The 18,902-nt window shown below is 59.3% G+C and carries 17 protein-coding genes; 10 read left to right on the top strand and 7 right to left on the bottom strand.

From position 1 onward, the window contains the following. Positions 1-710: 710 nt before the first annotated feature. The 6 genes from AC1DYO_RS12250 to AC1DYO_RS12275 all read left to right on the top strand — a co-directional run bounded on the left by AC1DYO_RS12250 (position 711) and on the right by AC1DYO_RS12275 (position 6,077). Entirely contained in the window at positions 711-1,226 is a 516-nt protein-coding gene (locus AC1DYO_RS12250) for a hypothetical protein (protein ID WP_477263463.1), read from the top strand. 180 nt (positions 1,227-1,406) lie between these two features. Continuing rightward, a complete protein-coding gene (locus tag AC1DYO_RS12255; RefSeq protein ID WP_477263465.1) occupies positions 1,407-1,694 on the top strand; it encodes a hypothetical protein in 288 nt (95 codons plus the stop codon). 290 nt (positions 1,695-1,984) lie between these two features. Further along, complete coding sequence (locus AC1DYO_RS12260) at positions 1,985-2,803, top strand: hypothetical protein (RefSeq protein ID WP_477263467.1); 819 nt, start codon at positions 1,985-1,987, stop codon at positions 2,801-2,803. Then, positions 2,800-3,291 carry a hypothetical protein gene (locus tag AC1DYO_RS12265; RefSeq protein ID WP_477263469.1) on the top strand — a complete coding sequence of 164 codons (492 nt, stop codon included), beginning with the start codon at positions 2,800-2,802 and terminating at the stop codon, positions 3,289-3,291. The genes AC1DYO_RS12260 and AC1DYO_RS12265 overlap by 4 nt, the downstream gene beginning before the upstream one ends. Before the next feature lie 332 nt (positions 3,292-3,623). Beyond that, a complete protein-coding gene (locus tag AC1DYO_RS12270; protein WP_477263471.1) occupies positions 3,624-4,835 on the top strand; it encodes a hypothetical protein in 1,212 nt (403 codons plus the stop codon). A gap of 510 nt (positions 4,836-5,345) precedes the next feature. Further along, on the top strand, positions 5,346-6,077 hold the full coding sequence (locus AC1DYO_RS12275; protein ID WP_477263473.1) for a hypothetical protein: 732 nt from the start codon (positions 5,346-5,348) through the stop codon (positions 6,075-6,077). Between the two features lie 876 nt (positions 6,078-6,953). Here AC1DYO_RS12275 and AC1DYO_RS12280 read toward each other — a convergent pair. Continuing rightward, on the bottom strand, positions 6,954-8,225 hold the full coding sequence (locus tag AC1DYO_RS12280) for a cytochrome b (RefSeq protein WP_477263475.1): 1,272 nt from the start codon (positions 8,223-8,225) through the stop codon (positions 6,954-6,956). Positions 8,226-8,241: 16 nt separating this feature from the next. After that, complete coding sequence (gene petA, locus AC1DYO_RS12285; RefSeq protein ID WP_477263477.1) at positions 8,242-8,724, bottom strand: ubiquinol-cytochrome c reductase iron-sulfur subunit; 483 nt, start codon at positions 8,722-8,724, stop codon at positions 8,242-8,244. A 440-nt stretch (positions 8,725-9,164) separates the two neighbouring features. On the opposite strand from petA, the gene AC1DYO_RS12290 reads away from it, so the two are divergent. Beyond that, on the top strand, positions 9,165-9,410 hold the full coding sequence (locus AC1DYO_RS12290) for a hypothetical protein (protein ID WP_477263479.1): 246 nt from the start codon (positions 9,165-9,167) through the stop codon (positions 9,408-9,410). Positions 9,411-9,608: 198 nt separating this feature from the next. On the opposite strand, the gene AC1DYO_RS12295 is transcribed toward AC1DYO_RS12290, so the two are convergent. Continuing rightward, positions 9,609-9,824 carry a (2Fe-2S)-binding protein gene (locus AC1DYO_RS12295; protein ID WP_477263481.1) on the bottom strand — a complete coding sequence of 72 codons (216 nt, stop codon included), beginning with the start codon at positions 9,822-9,824 and terminating at the stop codon, positions 9,609-9,611. A gap of 60 nt (positions 9,825-9,884) precedes the next feature. Then, positions 9,885-10,874: an MBL fold metallo-hydrolase gene (locus AC1DYO_RS12300; protein ID WP_477263483.1), complete on the bottom strand. Its 990-nt coding sequence runs from the start codon at positions 10,872-10,874 to the stop codon at positions 9,885-9,887. A 444-nt stretch (positions 10,875-11,318) separates the two neighbouring features. On the opposite strand from AC1DYO_RS12300, the gene AC1DYO_RS12305 reads away from it, so the two are divergent. The 3 genes from AC1DYO_RS12305 to AC1DYO_RS12315 all read left to right on the top strand — a co-directional run bounded on the left by AC1DYO_RS12305 (position 11,319) and on the right by AC1DYO_RS12315 (position 15,190). Continuing rightward, a complete protein-coding gene (locus AC1DYO_RS12305; protein ID WP_477263485.1) occupies positions 11,319-12,200 on the top strand; it encodes an alpha/beta hydrolase in 882 nt (293 codons plus the stop codon). Between the two features lie 377 nt (positions 12,201-12,577). Beyond that, positions 12,578-13,228 (top strand): response regulator transcription factor, encoded by a 651-nt coding sequence (locus AC1DYO_RS12310; protein ID WP_477263487.1) that lies wholly within the window; start codon positions 12,578-12,580, stop codon positions 13,226-13,228. Between the two features lie 120 nt (positions 13,229-13,348). Further along, positions 13,349-15,190 carry a PAS domain-containing sensor histidine kinase gene (locus tag AC1DYO_RS12315; protein WP_477263489.1) on the top strand — a complete coding sequence of 614 codons (1,842 nt, stop codon included), beginning with the start codon at positions 13,349-13,351 and terminating at the stop codon, positions 15,188-15,190. A gap of 10 nt (positions 15,191-15,200) precedes the next feature. On the opposite strand, the gene AC1DYO_RS12320 is transcribed toward AC1DYO_RS12315, so the two are convergent. The 3 genes from AC1DYO_RS12320 to AC1DYO_RS12330 are packed head-to-tail and all read right to left on the bottom strand — an operon-like array spanning position 15,201 to position 18,853. Further along, on the bottom strand, positions 15,201-16,190 hold the full coding sequence (locus tag AC1DYO_RS12320) for an ABC transporter permease (RefSeq protein WP_477263491.1): 990 nt from the start codon (positions 16,188-16,190) through the stop codon (positions 15,201-15,203). After that, a complete protein-coding gene (locus AC1DYO_RS12325) occupies positions 16,191-17,054 on the bottom strand; it encodes an ABC transporter permease (RefSeq protein WP_477263493.1) in 864 nt (287 codons plus the stop codon). After that, the gene (locus AC1DYO_RS12330) at positions 17,051-18,853 is read right to left on the bottom strand and encodes an oligopeptide/dipeptide ABC transporter ATP-binding protein (protein ID WP_477263495.1); all 1,803 of its coding nucleotides are present in this window, start codon (positions 18,851-18,853) and stop codon (positions 17,051-17,053) included. The genes AC1DYO_RS12325 and AC1DYO_RS12330 overlap by 4 nt, the downstream gene beginning before the upstream one ends. Positions 18,854-18,902: the final 49 nt, after the last annotated feature.

Genomic DNA, 18,902 nt, shown 5'->3' on the forward strand with positions numbered 1-18,902 from the left:
TTGACGCTAAGTTTACGCTAAGTTGACAACTCAGACCCAAAACCACTTTTTCGGCAATAAGTTGACAAACGCAACCTGAGACAGCTTCCAAGGCTCGAACAGCGAAACAGACAGAGAAGCTCACCAGACACCGACAGCACCGTCAGCGCAGCGATCGAGCGAGATACATCACGGAAGCTATCTGGCGCTCACCCCTGATCGAACAGACATACGAACGCCAACAGCTTGACCACCATCAGACTAATAGCGCTGGCGTAGAGAGCGAATTAGTTAAACAGCAGAGAGACACGCACAAGGCCACGGGAGCTCCAAAGTCCTGGATCGTAGAGAGGCTGAGTGTAGAGGCGTGGTGTGATGGTGAATTGAGGGCCTCGGCTTTTCGCTTTCAATGATCGTTTATTCGCGGCCGAACTCCTCAGAGAGACCGCGGAGAAAAATCCAACTATCCGATGTCTTGGAATTGGATTTCGTAAGGGCAAGGGCAGTGCCTTAGATCGCATTGCCTAACCGCGCGGAACGCTGTTGTGTTCTCAGGTTGCACGCCTCCATTGTCCGTCAGAAGCCTTCCAATTAGCGCGCACAATGCGGGAATCTGCATTGCATGCTTCACATGCCGTTTTCGCCCGCAACGGTGACCGCGTTTCTAAACCCAAATAGGGTATTGACATTTAACGCGTTAGTGTTAAAACGGCGTCGAATAGGAGTGCGACATGGTCAAGACACCGGCGGAATATCAGCGCGACTATCGCGATCGGAAACGCCGAGCACTGGAAGCTCGGCAAGAAGCAACGCGATCTTTTCTGAAACAACCGTTCTTCAAGTTTTTTAAGGACGATCCGGACGCCTCGAATTTTGAGATGTCGCTGGATGTTGCTGGCATCCATCCCCACCAGTTTGAGGACGACCGTGATCCAAAGTCTGCGACAGGTGAAATCGAGAAGGGCGGGTACGATGACTACGTGGATAACGCCGGCTCTATAGGCCGTGCGGAGATCATGGTCGCCAATTTGCTAGACGCGGCCACTCAGCTTGCAGGGATAATCAACCGCTACAAACTGAGTGAGATCAAACGCGAGGAAGATCGACTTCACAGACTTGCAGATCAAGCCACGCCGGAAGGGCGGCATGAAATCGTGAACAAACTAACGAAGCTCAACCGCATCGCGGGGCTATTGGACAGGGAAGTCCGCAGGTCGCTGCCACAATGGAAAGCTAAGGAGGATTAAGAGACCAAGACACTCCACGCGCCCGCTCGCTACGTGTTCCCGTCAACACAGGTGGAGGCTGAGCGTCTCGACTGAGCAAAGAAATTTCGCCGGAGTGATTTTCGATTGAGCCCGATCTCACTCCGGCGACGTAGCCAACGGCAGGGGCTTATTCCTGCCGATCACAAGGAAAACTTTAACATGACGGACATCATTGATCAATTTAGCAACTTGCCGGAGACTGAAATCGTAGTCAGGCCCGAGCAACTTGCTCGAGCTGACGCCCTGTATCGAGCCGCTTCGCTTCAGATTGAGGAAGCTCATCGTCTTCTCGGCAAAACAAAAGTCCAGGAACCGTTCGACGCCGGCTACATAGCCTATCTGGAAGGGTGCATAATGCAGATCGACGACGACGACGTGCAACTGGAAGATATTCGAGGGGGCTATTTTCTGTTCTGCCGTATGGCCGAGTGGAAAGTTGCAATCTGATCGTCGGATGCGCGACCAAAACTGAATGATCGGCACGGCGGCGCGGGGTGACACACGCCACCTTGTCGCCAGGTCGCAGATGGCAACAAAAGGCGAAATCGCCCCTGTTAGGCCCATCGGTCGTCTTTGAAGCACGCACGTCGCGCCTCGATGGGCGGCGACCACGCAAATCTCAAAATTCTGCGCACCAAAATTGCGTTCTTCGGGGCAACGCGTCGGCGTCGCCCCGAGAACGCTGTTGCGTAGATGTGTAGAGCACAATTCTGTCCCTAACCTTAGGAGACCACCAAATGACCAATCCGACCAACCCTCCTGCTCAACCGATCCAACCCGATCCACGGACGAATACAAGCAATGCCATTCCGGACGCTGACGTTCAGGCTGTCTTGTTGGAACTGGATAAGCTTGTATCAAATCACCAAGCGAGTGACTTCGAGGATGATGACGCCGAGGAAAAAGGCGCTCAATACGAACGTGTTTTGAGCTTCTGTTTTCCCGAAGATATCCAAAATGAGTTTAACATCAGATACCTAGAGGTTCCTGTTCGGAAGCTCCTGCAGTGGGCCGCCGCGGAACTTCCTGATGACGCGGAAATCCTTAATGCCATACGCGACGAATATTACGGCGGAGACGAGTCCGAAGATCACGAGTTCGGGGTAGCCGAATTTACCTTTAGGAACACGCCGCCGTCGATTGAGGAAATGGCAATCAAGCGAATTGCGCGAGCAGCCGGCCGCAAAGAACGGGACGTCCGTCGATTAGAATTTGAGATCGAGCAGGCGGAGCAAGCCATTCGTGATTCAGAGTGGCAGATCGACCAACTAGAAGGGCGGGCAACTGCCTTCGAAAGATATATGGAAAGGACGAAGAGCGACAGAGCCGAATTTGGCGAGATGTATGGCGAATTACACGCTGCGTGGGACACATTTGTTGCTGAACGGCAGCAGAGAAATGATCCTGAGTTCGATACTCATACGCGTGCCAAGCTGATCGCATGGGAGCGGGAAATTGGTCGCGCGTCTGAGGCACGGCAAAGCGTAAGGGATGCAGAACTCAAAGCGATATTGGCTAAGAAAGGCTCAGCGACCAAGTTGAGGAGTGCGGCATGACCGCTGCTGTCCGGAGCCGAACGCCAAAGAGGCCGAAACCGTGGTCCTGGACGACCTCAAGACGGTTCAAGTGCGCCACTTTCGACATGTATGACGATGCTAGGTATCGCAGCGCGAAGGTGATCAAGGACTGCTACGGCACCGTGGGTATGCCTGAGATATTTCCCGGCAGGAACTACCTGCCGGGACCTGTTATCGATGCCCTCATACGTGAGCTGGTGGAAATTTCGCTCCCGGCAGATCGGTATGACACTTGGACATGGCATGGGCGTTATGATCCTGAGCACTCGGCTATTTTGGTGACGCTCAGGCGATTTCGCATTGTCAGTACAAGAGCGGAACTTATCCGCGACGCACTGCGGGCCATCGAACCGTACCCATCGAAAAAATGGGTCGAATATTCCAAGGTAGACGCGGTGCTGGAAGAAGTTGGCAAGCTTGTAGCCCTGCCAATGGCCAATGATCCCACTACAGGGCTCTGGCAATAGCCTGATGCGACGGACGCCGGTGAACCGGCGTCCCCCTTCGCTGGGCTGGCCGCACTGACTGCGCTCGCGCCGAAAGTGGAAAATCGGGACCGTGAATGGGAGCCGCTGACACACTCTACGTATAATGGCCGCGCTGTCAGGGGGGGCTTGCCACCGGCCGGCGAAGTTTGGAGCGCAGTCCAGCGCTGAAACGGCAAAGGAACTCTCCAGTGAGCTTCCCTGACAGCGTGGCCACTGATCTCGCCCTCCAAGTCGTCCGGTAAGGTTTACCCCGACCTTAGAAGTATGTTCCGGGCGACAGAATTCGATAACCGGCCACCGAAAGCAAGCAGATGCCTCTAAGCGCGAACATCACTATAGCCAGCAACGATGGCTCTGCTGCTGCAGAGATCCGCTATGAGTGCAGAAGGCTGCCGAACATCCAAGCTCGACTGCGGGGACGATTGACGCTCGAGCCGGAGATCGACCTTAACGCCTACACCACGAGCGCGGTCATCGACTGGGTAGATCTTGTTTTCCAGACGGTTCGTCCGACTCAATGGAGGTGGATTTTCGTTGAACTCGAGAAGGTAATCGGCAGCAGGTCGTTCGTTTGGCAAGACCGGGACGAGGATAAAGTCCAATACCGGGAATTTCGCGTCCGCTTTCAGGAACCGGAAATAACGGACCTCCTGGCCGCTGAGCTCGCTATCGACGGCAGATGGGGATTGGCTCAATCGACGATGGTCGAAAACCTCGAGATCAGCGTGGACTTTCGTCCGAAGGTGCCCTCGGACGTCAGCCTGGCGAGGATCTTTGGCGTTCTCGCACGCAGCCACCTTCCGGGCCGGGATGTCATCTCCGAACTATCCGATCGGCCGCGGTTCACATGGGGAAAGGGTACAGGGAAAACTGCTCACGTGCTGGCTGCTCAAAAAGCCAGACCCGACCGAAACGACGAACTGCTTCTAGCCACCCACATGGACCGGCCGGCAGTGGCTGATTCATCTTATTACGTGGGCGCAAAGAAAGCCTCACCGTCGTGGCGCACCATGATCAAGATAATGGACCAGCAGAACAAGGCCACCGGGAAGCGCCTGATTCTACCGGACAATGAGAGACGAGTGAGGATTGAAGTGACGCTTTCCAACACCGAACTGCGAAGCATCGGCATTGACTCGATGGCAAGCCTGATGGCGTTCCGCTTCCAGACATTTCAAGGTCGCTACTTCCAGTTCAGGCTGCCGACGTTTGCAGATGCGGGTGCGCTGCCAAAGGGTAACCACGCTGCTCTAAGCCATCTCAGAGAGAATGAACGTCGAACCAAATTCCTGAATAGTGGCGTTGTAGGGCTGAAAGCCATGGACGATGCAAGAGCTAGGCGAACCGGAGCTCTTCAGATGACCATGCGCACGGAGGCAAGAGAGATAGGAAACGCTCCAGCTGCAATGTCGACACCTCAAGAAGTACCTATGGTCGCCTACAAGGCGTTGACCGGTCGCGTGCTGATGGCACTGCGTCATCTGGGTGATCGTGTCGCCGCGGCTACGATTCGTAAAGGGTAGGTGAGAGGTAGGGCTTCTGGTGTTGCTTAAGTGCGATGCGTCTCTCGTCTGAGACAAGTTATTAGATCCCCAAGCGTGTCCTTTTCGCAAACTCAACGCTTTCAACGTGTCGAGAGCGCTCAGAAGACCCGTCGTGCACTCGAACGCGTGGAGAAAAGCTCTGATCCAACAACGCTGACGATTGTGAAGGCTCGAAGAATGATAGAGCAAATCGTATCCGCTGCTTCTGCCCAGCGATTGGGAGATCACTGGCCTTCCTGTTATCCGCCGGCACCGCAGCGTATCTGTGTCGTAACACGCTCGATATGCTGTACGAGCACTTCAGGTTCGCTCAGGGGACGTGCAGGGCTGGCTCCGAGTGGTGTCGAGCATCTTTGTGCATGAACTCTCGATACACGCTCTGGTGAAGCTGCCCTGCGACAACCGAAGTTGCGCCTCCTCCCTTCTGTCACACGAGATAAATGGCGAACAGATGACATTGAAAACACTGAACATGGTGCAGTCATTCCAATGACAGATCAGAAAAAATTTATGGCATTCTGCTTCAGCCGTGTCACCAAACAGCCGCGCGACGATTCAGAACTGCGAGCACTCACGTGGCTGAACCAACAGCACAAAATAATCCAGCGTTGGGCAGCGGCCAATAGTTTTGAACTCGCTCACACAGAGTGGGGAACCACAACTCACGCCGGTACAGCCTTTTCCGATAGCGTGAAATTCCGGGAGGCAGTCCGCCTCGCAAGTGCCCGCGCATATCCTCTGGTTATGGCTGATATTTCGGAGCTCCTGTCCCGAACTCCAGTGGAGAAAATCGTTGGCTGTGTGAAAGCTCTCGACTCCTTATCCATTGATATTTGGGATGTGTCTCGTAACGGTCTCTGGACGTCACTGTCGTTGGAGACGAAAAAAAACATGATAAATCGCGCGGCAGCAATTCGGGTGAGCCGCGCAAAGCCGATCAGAGTTGGACTGCGGTCAGCAGCCACTCGAAAAAAGCCGTCGGCGAACAACTGGGAGAGGGGCAACTTAGCAAATCAGACCAAGGCTGACGCCTTCGCACGCCAACTCGCAGACTTCGTTCGATCGCACACAGCGAAACTAGTGCCCGGTTCGAAAGTTTCGCCATCAGCCTTGGCGCGCGCACTTAACGAGGTCGGTGTCCTCTCGCCGCGTTCAGGCCTCTGGAACCACAATTCGGCCAGAAACCTCCTTGAACGTCTCGAAAAGCTCGATCGGAGTTGAGTTCGCAAGCCCATCAGCGAACCTGAAGCCAACCGATCGCCGAGGCCAGGGAGCCGCGAAGAGGCTCGCAATTTGGCCGCCACAATTCCGGTATCGCATCTTATGCGTACTTCCCGCGGCCGTCGCAGGCTGCAGCATCGGATTTGTGGAGTGCCAGATCGGAGTCTACCGATCCGGCCAGTGTCCCCACATGTTGCGTTGGCCAAGAGCATTGAGCAGCCCGAGGTGCTGATAGTAGCTGATCCCGTTGACATCCGTCGCGATCGGACAACCAAGCGTCACAACGCGAGTGAATGTCTGGAATGCAACTGACGTCGGCCATCGAGAAGTCTTAGCCATCACCTGATAGCGGACGTGGCCCATATGGAATTGTTCCTAACTGCGTACGCCCCCAAAATTGCGTCGGTTGGTGTCGGCGCTTCCAGTCAGCGGGTTCAGACGCGTAGCAGCGTCTTAACGGTCCGCCGTTCATCTATCGCACGGTAGCCTTCTGCGAGCTCAATTGGCCATGAGTTCCGTGGCATTTGTCGAGGAGGTCGGCAGCGCCGTGCACAGTGTGCCCAAGGGCCAGTCGTCGTCGGCTCGTTTTGCCTGTCCGACACTATCTGTCCGCATTGCCGGCTCGTGTTCCAGTGATCTTGCGAGAAGCTGGAGTTCAAGACCGGTGTCTAGGCGCCGCTAGCGCGTGTGCCCCTGGCCGATGGCACTTTGGTAGCCGCCGCCCCGCTCCGCTCCGGCGAACTCCTTCCCACGAGCCGATACCGCGCTGGCAGATGCGAAAGGCGGTGCGATCCAGATTTGAGCGCCCAACAGATGGGGCCTGAAGCTCTCGTCTCTGGCGACATGATTAGACACGGTTGATGATCGTGGCAGTTTCTATTCTTCCGGCTTGGCCTTGGCCGCACGCTTCTCGAGAACCGCCTCAGTGATCGAGTGCGGCATGCGCCGTGGCGTCTCGATCAGCCCAAGCAGCGGCATGACCAGAATGAAGAATGCAAAATAGTATAGCGTCGCCAACTGGGACATCGTGACGTAGGCGCCCTCTGCCGGTTTTGAGCCGAGCCAGCCGAGAAAAAGGGCATTGGCCACGAACAGCCAGAAGAACACCCTGTACCATGGGCGGTAAACCGCCGAGCGCACCTTGGAGGTGTCGAGCCACGGCACCAGGAACAGCATGGCGATCGAACTGAACATCGCGAGCACACCGCCGAGTTTGGAATCGATCGGTCCGACATTGAAGGTGATGGCGCGCAGCATCGCGTAGAACGGCAGGAAGTACCACTCCGGCACGATATGCGCCGGCGTTTTCAGCGGGTTGGCGACCGTGTAATTGTCCGGATGGCCGAGGAAGTTGGGCAGGTAGAAGACGAAATAGGCGAAGAAGAACAGGAACACGATAATGCCGAACGCGTCCTTGACGGTCGCGTAAGGTGTGAAGTCCACGACATCGCTCGTTGATTTTACGTCGATGCCCGTTGGGTTGTTCTGGCCGACGACGTGAAGCGCCCAGATATGCAACGTCACCACGCCGGCAAGCATGAACGGGAGCAGATAGTGCAGCGCAAAGAAGCGGTTCAGCGTCGGATTGTCGACGGCAAAGCCTCCCAGCAGCAACTGCTGGATCCAGTCGCCGACCAGCGGAATGGCGCTGAAGAAGCCAGTGATGACGGTGGCGCCCCAGAAGCTCATCTGCCCCCAGGGCAGCACGTAGCCGATGAAGGCCGTCGCCATCATCAACAGCAGGTTGGTGCAACCGAGTACCCACAGAAGCTCACGCGGCGCCTTGTAGGATCCGTAATAGAGCCCGCGGCAGATGTGTATGTAGACGGCGATGAAGAAGAATGAGGCGCCGTTCGAATGAAGGGAGCGCAGCAGCCACCCCGAATTCACGTCGCGTACTATCTTCTCGACCGAATTGAAGGCCAGCCCCGTATCCGCGGAGTAATGCATCGCCAGCACGATGCCGGTCAGGATCTGCGATGCCAGCATGACCGTGAGGATACCGCCGAACGTATAGGCGTAGTTCAGGTTGCGAGGGACAGGATAGACGATGAAGGAATCATGCACCAACCGCGGCAGCGGCAGGCGAGCGTCGAACCAGCGTTCGATACCGGTCTTGGGCGTATAGGTCGAGTGTCCCTCGCTCATCGAAATATCCCCTGCCTCAACCGATAAGGATTTTGGTATCGGAAATGAACTTGAATACCGGCACGGCCATGTTTTCCGTCGCCGGGCCTTTGCGGATGCGGCCGGCGGTGTCGTACTGCGAACCGTGGCACGGGCAGAACCAGCCGCCGAAATCGCCTTCCTGGCCGAGCAGAATACAGCCCAGATGTGTGCAGACCTGCACCATCACCATCCAGGCTTCCTTGCCGGGCGTGGTGCGGTTGGCGTCGGTCGCCGGCGCATCGGCCGGCAGATTGGCGTTGCGTGCGATCGGATCCTTGAGATCTGCAAGGTTGACGGCCTCGCCGTCCTTCATCTCCTGCTCGGTGCGGTTGCGCACCACGACCGGCTTGCCGCGCCATTTGACAATCAGCGACATGCCAGGGGTCAGCAAGGACACATCGACCTCGACGCGGGCCGGGACCTCGGCAGGCGTTGTATGTTCGGCACTGCCGGTTTCGGGTCCAGAGAGATCGGCCACGATAGCGTCTCCTGTTATTGGAAAGGCTGCTTCATCGGCTCGGCCGCAAGGGCAAAGCAAGCCACGGCCTTCGCTTTCCTAGATTCCTCATGCCGTGAAATATGCCGACCGAGGCGGGATGTGAGCCATCATGCCAAGGGCACATGCGTCCAATACTTTCGGTCATGATTTCCTGAGCGAAGGACTGGCCGAGCCGGGGCGAGAGTTTCTCGAATCCTCCAGATAGCATTTCGCTTGTGCTGGGACTTTGGATATCCGGGCTTGGGCGGGGCGTTCGCAGAGCAATTGTCTCGGCCTGATCATACCTCGGCATAGTCGCGCCTAACTGTCAGCGTCGTAGCCGTCCTTCTCGCCAGGTGAGAGCTTTCTGAAGCAATTGTCTCGTGACGCCAGCCACTGCGGGGCGCCAACCGAGCCGAAAATAGCGAAGGAGTCTGATCATGCTGCCTCTACTGCAGAGTCTCCACCAAATCGCTGCGAAACGCGGCGATGGGCTACGCCCGGAATTTCTGAGGATGGAAGCCGAGGAAGCACCGGCCTTCCCGCCTATTCAACTTGCTTCATTGTTCGGCGATGGCTTCGTTCCGGTTCAGGAAAACTCAGTATTTGAATCGCTGAAATCACCGACGGCTCGGCCACCTCAAACGAGTGCGAAGGCACAGGGGGTTGCTGAGAACAATCGATGAATGGTCGCGCACGGCTGCGCTGGAAATGGCAGCCTACCGGGGAAGGGTGTGTCTTTATCGGAGGCGAACAAACCTGGCCGCGTGGATCGGCCGGTAATGTCGTAAGATCGATCGGTTGTTGAAACGCGTAGAGACGTGTTGTTCGCCCCTAACGCAAGCGATCCATACCTCCCTGAAGCTCGGTCGGCGAAAGCCGAGTCACGATTGCGAGCACCGCGTGCAGCCTTTGCAGGATGCAGCATGGGCGCTGCCGAGCGCCTCGTCCATGAGGCGACGGATGGTGAGCGCGCAGCGGCCGCACTTGGGGCTGCAACCGAGACAGCCATAGACCTGGCCGGTCGAGCGCGGCCGCTCCGCCTTTACAGCGGAGCGGACATCCTGATCGGTCAACACATTGCACGAACAGACGATCATGGTGCTACGTTTCTCGACGGCGATGTTATACAGGCTGGTTCCGGTCCTAGCCCAGCAAGGTCAGTAGTCCCATACCGCCGGTACGCAACGAAAGGCGTCGCCGTCCACCGCCACATGGCAGATTGACGGGAACGGCAGGTGAGTGGCCACCAGCGGCTCGCGGTTCGCCGCGAGTTCCCGCATAAGACTGATGCGGACGCGGGCCGCCTCTTCGGGGTCGTGTTCGAAGCCGTTGTGCCAGTCGGGATGGTCGAACCCGACCTGGAATACAAGGTCCCCGGCGAACGTCAGCCGGTCGCCGCCCGACGCCAGGCGGACCACGCTGTGCCCGGGGGTGTGGCCGCCGGTGCGACGGACGACCACCCCTGGTGCCACCTCGTGTTCGTCTTCGAATGGGCGCAGCTGGCTGCGGTAGTCATTCACGAACCGCTTGGCTGCCCGCCGAAGCGCGTCCGGAAACCCCTGCGGCATGGAAACACGGGAGAAATCGGGCGACTCCCAAAACTTGATCTCAGCGGCAGCCACATGAACCCGCAGGTCCGGACGCAGCTGCTCCTTCACGCCATCGATGAGCAGCCCGCCAATGTGGTCCATGTGCATGTGGGTCAGCACCACGTCGGTCACTGATGCGAGATCGATGTCGGCAGCCTCCAGTCGATGAATCACCTGCCCGGCCCGCGGCAAGTGCAAGTCCGGGTCCGCCCCTAGCCCAGCGTCGACGAGTATGGTCTGGCCGCCGCTGCGCACCACGACCACGTTGAGCGGCCACTCAAGCATCTCCGGCGACAGGAACTCGTCCTCCAGCCAGGCTGACCGGACGGCCGGGTCGACGTTGTATGCGATAGTCTGGGATGGAATTGGTAGCACTCCATCGCTGACAACCAACACATCAATCTCGCCGACTTTAAGTGCGTAACGCGACGGAACCAGCTCGGAATCCGGTCTGCCGTGGATGTGCTTCGCCTTGATCTTGTCGGCACAGTACTTGATCGACGGCTGTGAGGTATTGCTCAAGCTCTGGTGTGTCATCTGTTGCTCCGCTAAGCTCATGTTTGTCTCCTGCTGATCGCCTTATCCACGGCCGTATCGGCCTCCTCCGCTGCTGACCCCATGGGTTGGCACGCGCCTCCATGAACAGCCACCAAGCGGCTGCGGGGAACGTTTGCACCGCATCGGTCTGTGCGGCCATCGAACGGAAGCGTCGCTCGGCCAATGCGAAGGTCTATGGCAGACCCGTCGCAGGCATGGGTGATCTCCCGCAAACGTCGCAAGGCTCTGCGTTGAGCAGCCGACAATCGCTGTCCCTCCTGCATGCTGGGCTACACCCAGCGCGTGGGACTACCCTGTGCGGCGGCACCAGTCGTCCCCGGCCTTGATGCAATCGACCGTGCGCGCACCCTCACATAGCGTTCCGATGGCTCTTATCGGCACACTGGTCGATCGAGCGACAGCAACACGGGCATATCGCGCCAAGCAGGACCGACGGAGAGAACAATGTCCAAAATCATCATGCTGATCCACGGCGCCTGGCTGAACGCCCACTGCTGGGAAGGCTTCAAGGCCCGCTACGAAGCCAGGGGCTACACCGTCGTCGCCCCACCCTGGCCGCTTGACGACCGCTCTCCAGCCGAGCTGCGTGCGTCGCCGAACGCCGCTCTAGCCCAGGTCGGCATCAACGAGCTCATCAATCACTACGATCGCCTCATCCGTGCGCTGCCCGAGCCGCCAATCCTGATCGGGCATTCGTTCGGCGGTACCGTCACGCAGCACCTGCTTGACCGAGGGCTCGGCGTGGCCGGCGTCGCCATCGACCCCGCGCCGACTTCCGGCGTATTGGTCGGGTGGCAGACCATCAAATCGACCTTCCCTGTGTTCTTTTCCTGGGGAAGCTGGCGCCGCGTCATGACCATGTCGCGGAGGTTCTTCAGAATGCGCTTCGCGCAGACCGTGCCAGCAGGGCAGGTCAATACCATGTACGATCGCTACATCGTCCCCACGCCAGGGAAAATCTACTGGGACGGTCTGGTCTCGGCCGCAGGGAAGATCCGCTGGGACAACCCCAATCGCGCACCACTGCTGCTCATCGGAGGCGGTATCGACCTCATTGCCCAGGCCAGGATGACCAAAGCCATGTTCGAGAAGCAGAAGCAGGCGCCGTCCTACACCGAGCTCAAAATCTATCCCGACCGCTCGCACTGGACCTGCATTCAGCCGGGCTGGGAGGAGGTTGCGGACTTCTCGCTCGACTGGGCTACGAGGAACGCCCGCGCCCCCAAGGTTCTGCCGCTGAACGCAACCTTGCCGTCCGACGATCGAGAGGTTTTGATCGGTGATGGGCTGTCAAAAGGCGCAGGACGTTTCAAGCGAGCAAGATGAGCTGACATTTGTCCCGGCAACGCCTCGTTGCCATGGAACGCGGAAGCGTCTGGCGGTCCCCTGTCGGATCGTGATCCGCCGTCTCCGCGCGCTATGCAGACCTATACCGAAGCATAGGTTGGGCATCGAAACCTCTCGGTTCGATGGCACCTTGGCGTAGTAGCTCTGCCGATCACATTTCCGCTACGTAAAGTCTCAACGGTGACGTCAAACATTGGTGGGGCATATACGGGACTGCCTGTTACTCTATCGGTTCCCGCCAGCGGGCATTAAGCGCAGGGCATGGTTGACGAGTGGCGGACACGCGGTTGATAATATAGGTGTGAACGCAGCCAATTTCGTGTCCAGCAGATCTCCCCGAGGCGAGGATCAAGGGCATGCTAAATTCAGCACCCGGAGCATACTCCGTAAGCGTAGGCAGCCCCATAGCGATTCTGGTCGATGATGACACAGAGGTTCGCGACTCCCTGGAGGAGTTGCTGAATTCGGTCGGCATCGAGTCGATATCGTTCTCTTCGACTCAGGAAGTGCTAGACGCAGAGCTGCCGGATCGCCCGGCTTGCCTTGTTCTCGACGTGCGCATGCCGGGTCTGAGCGGCTTGGATCTCCAGCATCTCCTGCTGGCCAAGGGCATACACACGCCGGTTGTATTCCTGACGGGCCATGGCGACATCGCCATGAGTGTGCAGGCGATGAAAGCGGGGGCGGTTGACTTCCTGACCAAGCCCGTGCGCGACCAGACCTTCCTTGACGCAATATCGGCGGCCGTCGCCGCCGATATTGCCCGAAGAGCGGCGGCGACCGTATCGCGCAAGACCATAGCGCTTTACGAGACGCTCACTCCCCGCGAGCGTGAGGTGCTTAGGTTTGTGGTCTCCGGGGCGATGAACAAGCAGATCGCATTCGATCTTGGCATCAGCGAAATCACCGTGAAGCTCCATCGGAGCAACATGATGAAAAAGATGAGTGTAAGGTCCCTGACGCATCTGTTGAGTGCTTGGCAATCCCTGCCGGCTGAGATGCGCTGAACGCCACTCGAGATGCGGCTCTCGCGACCGGGAGGATATGCGCGCAGCGAGGCGCATTGGCCCTCGGGGATTGCGGTTGATACCGAGACCGCCGTCTAGGCGGTTTCGAGAGGGGCTCAAATGGAACTGAGGTCGATAACACAACGCCGCGCCGTGGCTGGGGCGATCGGCGCCGGGACAGTCTTGCTTTCATTGTTTGCCGGCGAGCCTTCCGGCCTGCTGGTCGCCACTGCGGTTATATGCATCTGCGTTGGATGGAAGGCGGGATTGGCGGCTGTTGCCGCAGGCAGTCTGATTTCAGCTTTGATCCTGCCGGCATACGGGGCCGAGGATGGCGCTGTCAGGTTGGTGGCTTTTGTTGCCGCAGCTTTTGGTCTTTGGCTGGTGGTGAGTATATTCAGAAGGATGAGCTTTTTTGACCGGATCTACCAGGGAACCGGGCCTAATATCGCCGATATACCCGGCCTCGGCTGGTCCGCCAATCCGGACGGGCGCCTTCGGTTCCTCAATCCTGCAGCCCTTGAGTATGTTGGCGTCACCGCCAAAGAAATGCGCGGGATCATGGAGGCCGACGACTCCTGGTGGCTGCGATTTGTCCACCCCGACGACGTCGAGACGAGCATGGCGCAATGGCAGCACTGCCTGAAGACGGGCGAGCCGATGGTCGACGAGCGGCGTTTGCGCCGGTTCGATGGCACCTATCGATGGTTTCGCGATACCGGTGTTGCCTCACGCGACGAGCGGGGACGAATTATCGGCTGGTATGGCCGTACAGAGGACATCGACGACCGGTACAAGGCGGAAGCCGCTCTGCGCCAGAGCGAAAGGGAGCTCAGGCTGCTGGTCGATACCGTTCCCACGATGATCTGGCTGATGACGCCGGCGGGGTTACCCTACTATTTCAACAAACGGTTCGTCGACTGGGCGGGCATCGACTCTGCCAAGGTGGAACCGCGTGGCACGCGGCAATTCGCTTCGCATGTGGAGTTGTTCCATCCCGATGACCGAGCGGCCGTCAAGGCCGTGTTCCAAAAGTCCTTTGCCCGCGGTGAGCCCCTGCAGCACAAAGGTCGGTTGTGTCGGAAGGATGGCGAATATCGCTGGATCGATTCGCGCTTCGAACCGCTACGTGACGAAGACGGTGCTATCCTTCGCTGGTACGGTGTCAACTTCGACATCGACGATGAGGTCCGCGCCCAGGAATCCCTGCGTCTTGCGGACGAACGGTTGGCGCGTGCCTTGCGCGCCGCCAGCCTGGCCGAACTGTCGGTATCCATTGCGCACGAACTCAACCAGCCGCTGCAGGCGGTCGTGGCCAACGCCGGCGCGTTCCAGCGATGGTTGAGCGCCGATCCGCCAAACTTCGATCACGCCAGCCGGGTCGCCAAAAAAATCATCAGAAACGCTGACGCGACGGCGCAGGTGATCGGCCGCATCCGGGCGCTGTTCAGCAAGACCGAAGGCGAACCGCAAGCGATCGATCTGAACGCCGTGGTCCGCGAAGTCTGTGATCTCCTGGCTGACAGGCTCGCATCAAGCAGCGTCAACCTGGACCTTCAGCTCGATCCCCGCCTTCCTGCGACGGCTGCCGATCACGTTCAGATGGAGCAGGTCGTCCTCAATCTCGTCCGCAACGGCATAGAAGCGATGCAGGATGTCAGCATCGACGCGCGCAGGCTGCGGATTGTGTCCCGGCGTCAGAGTGACGGAACGGTCGAGGTCGAGGTGCAAGATAGCGGCCGCGGGCTTAGCGATCCGGAGCGGATTTTCGAGGCGTTCTACACAACCAAGCCGGATGGAATGGGAATGGGCCTGGCAATCTGCCGCTCGATTGTCGAGGCACACCGCGGACGGCTTTGGGCGGAAAATCTTAAGATAGGCGGGGCATCCATAACCTTCAGCCTCCCCATAAGCGCTGCAGACCCGACCAAGACACCCGCCGCCTCGGCAGCAAGCTCCTGAGTGGGCGCTTTCAGAGGTTGATCCGGGAATCGGCCATCGACTGCCCGATCTCGATGAGCGTGTTGGCCAAGATGTACAAAATGCCGAAGACGAGGGCGACGCCCAGCACTGCGGGGAGATCGGCGCTGGCAAAAGCCTGGACCGTGTAAAGACCCAGACCAGGCCACCCGAAAACGCGCTCAACAATAAGCAAATTGCCGAAGAGAAGGCGGATTTGCAGGCCGAGCATTGACAGTGGCGCAGTGGCGGCATTGCGCAATCCGTGACGCAGCAGCACCTTTGTCTCGCCGAGACCCTTGCCGCGTGCTGTGCGAACATATGCCTGACTCATAACGTCGTGAAGCGCACCGTTCAGGCTTCGCCCGACCGCGACGCCGATGGGCAATGCCAGCGCCAGCGCCGGCAAGATCATGTGCAGCAGCGCATCGACGCTGACCTCGGGCCGGCCGACCAGTATTCCATCGATGACGTTGAGTCCCGTAGGGCCAGCAAAGTCGCGGTAGGCAAGCCGACCTGCTCCGGGAAACCAATCGAGTCGGAACCAGAAAAAGTAGCTAAGCAGCAAGGCCGACAGAAAGATCGGCGTGGAGCCCACCCCCACCATGGCCAGCCTTATGCCGCTCGATCTCGGAATCAGGAACTGAAGCGCCGCCATGACGCCAGCGAGCGCCACTCCCAAAGCGATTGCCGTCAGTCCGAGTTCGAGTGTAGCCGGAAGATATTGCCGTATGTCGTCAGCCACCGGCCGCCGGGTTCGCACCGACGTCCCCAGATCCGCATGCGCGAGTCGCAATAGAAAGCGCCCGTACTGAACGACAGCCGGGTCGTCGAGCCCGAGCTGCTCGCGCATGGCTTCGACAGTTTCCGGCGGGGCGCTCGGCCCGGCAATTGCCCGCGCTGGATCGGCCGGGATAATGCTTTGGAGACCGAAAACGATCAAGCTCATCACCAGGAGAACGACGACGGCGCCTATGATGCTTTTGGTGAGATATGCCAGCATCTAGGCCCCCCTTAGCGTGGCGCGAATGCCGTCGCCCGCAAGATTGGCGAGGAGGCAGAGGAGAAAGATGATCGCGGCGGGCAGGATCGGTAGCCACCAATGGACGGTGAGACTGTCGAGGGTGCGTGACGTCATCGCTCCGAGTTCAGGCGCTGGCGCCGGCAATCCAAGGCCAAGGAACGACATCAGCGACATCGTCATGATGATGTTAGCGACATCCAGTGACGCCCCGATAAGCAAGGCCGGGATCACGCCCGGCAACAAGTAACGCAACAGCAGGCGCGTACCGCGGATCCCGGCGATACGCGCTGCCTCGACATGAGGACGGGCCTTGAGGCGACGGATTTCATCGCGGGATATGCGCGCGTACCAGGGCCACCAGAAGATAGCGAGCGCGATCATCGTGTTGACGAGCCCGGGGCCAAGCGAAGCCACGACAGCAAGCGCGATAAGCGTTCCTGGAAGGACCAGGAACAAGTCGACGATCCGCTCGATGACCAGACCGACCTTGTCGCCCACCAGGCCCGAAATCAATCCGACCAAGGAACCCACAGTGAGACTGAAACCAATCACGGCAAGCCCCGGCAGCCAGGTATATTGAACGCCGAGAATGACGCGCGAGAACAGGTCGCGGCCGATCTCGTCGGTGCCGAACCAATGTCCTGCCGAAGGCGGCAGGTAGGCCGCGGCGACGCGCAATTGTGGATCGAACGGCGTGATCCACGGCGCCAGCACCGCGACAAGGGTGACGACAGGGACGCCGACAATGCCGACGCTTTCAAGCCAACCGGCACGCCGGAAGAAATCACGCCAGTTGAACCGAGGTCGCGCAGGCAAAATGTTCGGTCCTGGCCTGCCGGTCATCGTCCGTCTCCCGCCTGCAGGCTCGGCATCGCCGCGACGAGAGATCGCGTATAGGCGGACTGTGGTGCGGCAATGATGGCATCTGGATCGGCAATCTCGACCAACTCGCCGTCCTTCAGCACCGCGACACGATCGGCGATGATTCTGGCCGCCGCCAGATCGTGGGTCACGAACAGCATCGCCATGTCGAGCCGCCGCCGAAGGTCGCTGAGAAGGTTCAAGGTGGTGGCAGCCAGTGACACGTCCATGGCGCTGATCGGCTCATCGCAGAGCAGAAGCTTCGGGGGGACGATTACCGCGCGAGCCAAGACGGCGCGTTGGCACTGACCGACCGACATCTCGGCGGGGAGCGCGTCCATCAGGGTCGGATCGAGGCCGACCAGCCGCATTGCCTCTGCGACGCGACGGCGACCATAATCGCTGTCCAGCGAAACGGCCCGCAGGCGCCCGCCGATCTGCTCGCCGATCGTGAGCCACGGCGTCAGCGCCGCCACGGGGTCTTGATACACGACTTGCGGAGGAAGCTTGTCGAAGCGTCTGACAGTGCCGCTCTCGGGCACCACCAGCCCGGCAGCAATCCTCAGCAGGGTCGACTTGCCGGCGCCGCTCTCGCCCACCAGGGCCACGCACTCGCCAAGCTTGATCGTGAGGTTGACCGACCTGAGGACGGGCTGCGGTTGCCGCCGTCCCCAAAACGACCGGGCGCCTGTCGGATATGTTTTTCCGACGTTGGACAGCCTCAAGGCGGCGGTTTCCTGGATCGTCTGGGCCGGCCATGGTTCCGCAGCAGCGCGCTGCGCTGACAGAGATGGGGTTTGTTGGTGGTGAAGGCAGGCGACTGCGCCACCGTGGACTGAAACAGGCTCCAGCGGTGGGCGGATCGTCCTGCAATCTGGCTGGGCGATCGGGCAACGTGTCGCGTAGGCGCAGGCGCTCTCAACATTTTTTGAGGGCGTGCGTTCGGGCGGGAGGGTGGGAAGCGGGCGCCGTCGATCAGAGTCCAGATCGTATCGAGCTGCGAGCAGGCCGGCAGAATAGGGGTGCGCGGGATTGCGGGCCACGTCCCGCATGGGGCCCATTTCAACGATGCGTCCAGCGTAGAGAACCAGAACCCGGTCGGCAAGCGAGGCCGCCACTCTCAGATCGTGCGTAACGAACAGAATAGCCGTCTGCTGCTCGCGGGCGAGATCGCGCAACAGGTCGAGGATCTGCGCCTGGATGGTGACATCGAGCGCGGTGGTCGGTTCATCGGCGATGAGCAGCTTCGGTCTTGCCATCATCGCCATGGCGATCAGCACGCGCTGACGCTGCCCTCCCGACAGACGATGCGGAAAAGCATCGGCGATGCGGTCCGGGTCAGGGACACCGGTTCGGCTAAGCCAGTCTTCGATCGATCCCTCGTCCCCCCCATTGGATTCCCGCATTTGGCGGCGGATCGTCATCGTGGGGTTGAGCGCGCCCATCGGATCTTGTGGAATGGCGCGGACGAGGTGACGGCGGGCCGACTGCCAGGTGCGCCGTCCCGCTCCGACAAGCTCGATCCCCGCAAGCCGGATCGAACCTGCAACCTTCGGCAGGTATTCGCGCGGCAGGAGCCCCTGAAGCGTCAGCCCGATGCTTGTCTTGCCGGAACCGCTTTCCCCGACCAGTGCGATGATCTCGCCTGGAAGCATGTCGAAACTGATGCCATCGAGGACGCGCGAAGGACGGCCTTCGCGGCTAAGAATGACGGACAGGCCTTTGACGGAGAGGACGGACTCGGCCACGGGTTCGGACATTTGGTGCGAAAGCTCGATCATCTGCGGTACGAGGCTGACCTGCTTCCGGAATGAACCGGACGGCCGGGTT

This window comes from Mesorhizobium sp. P2_F5 (assembly GCF_056403715.1).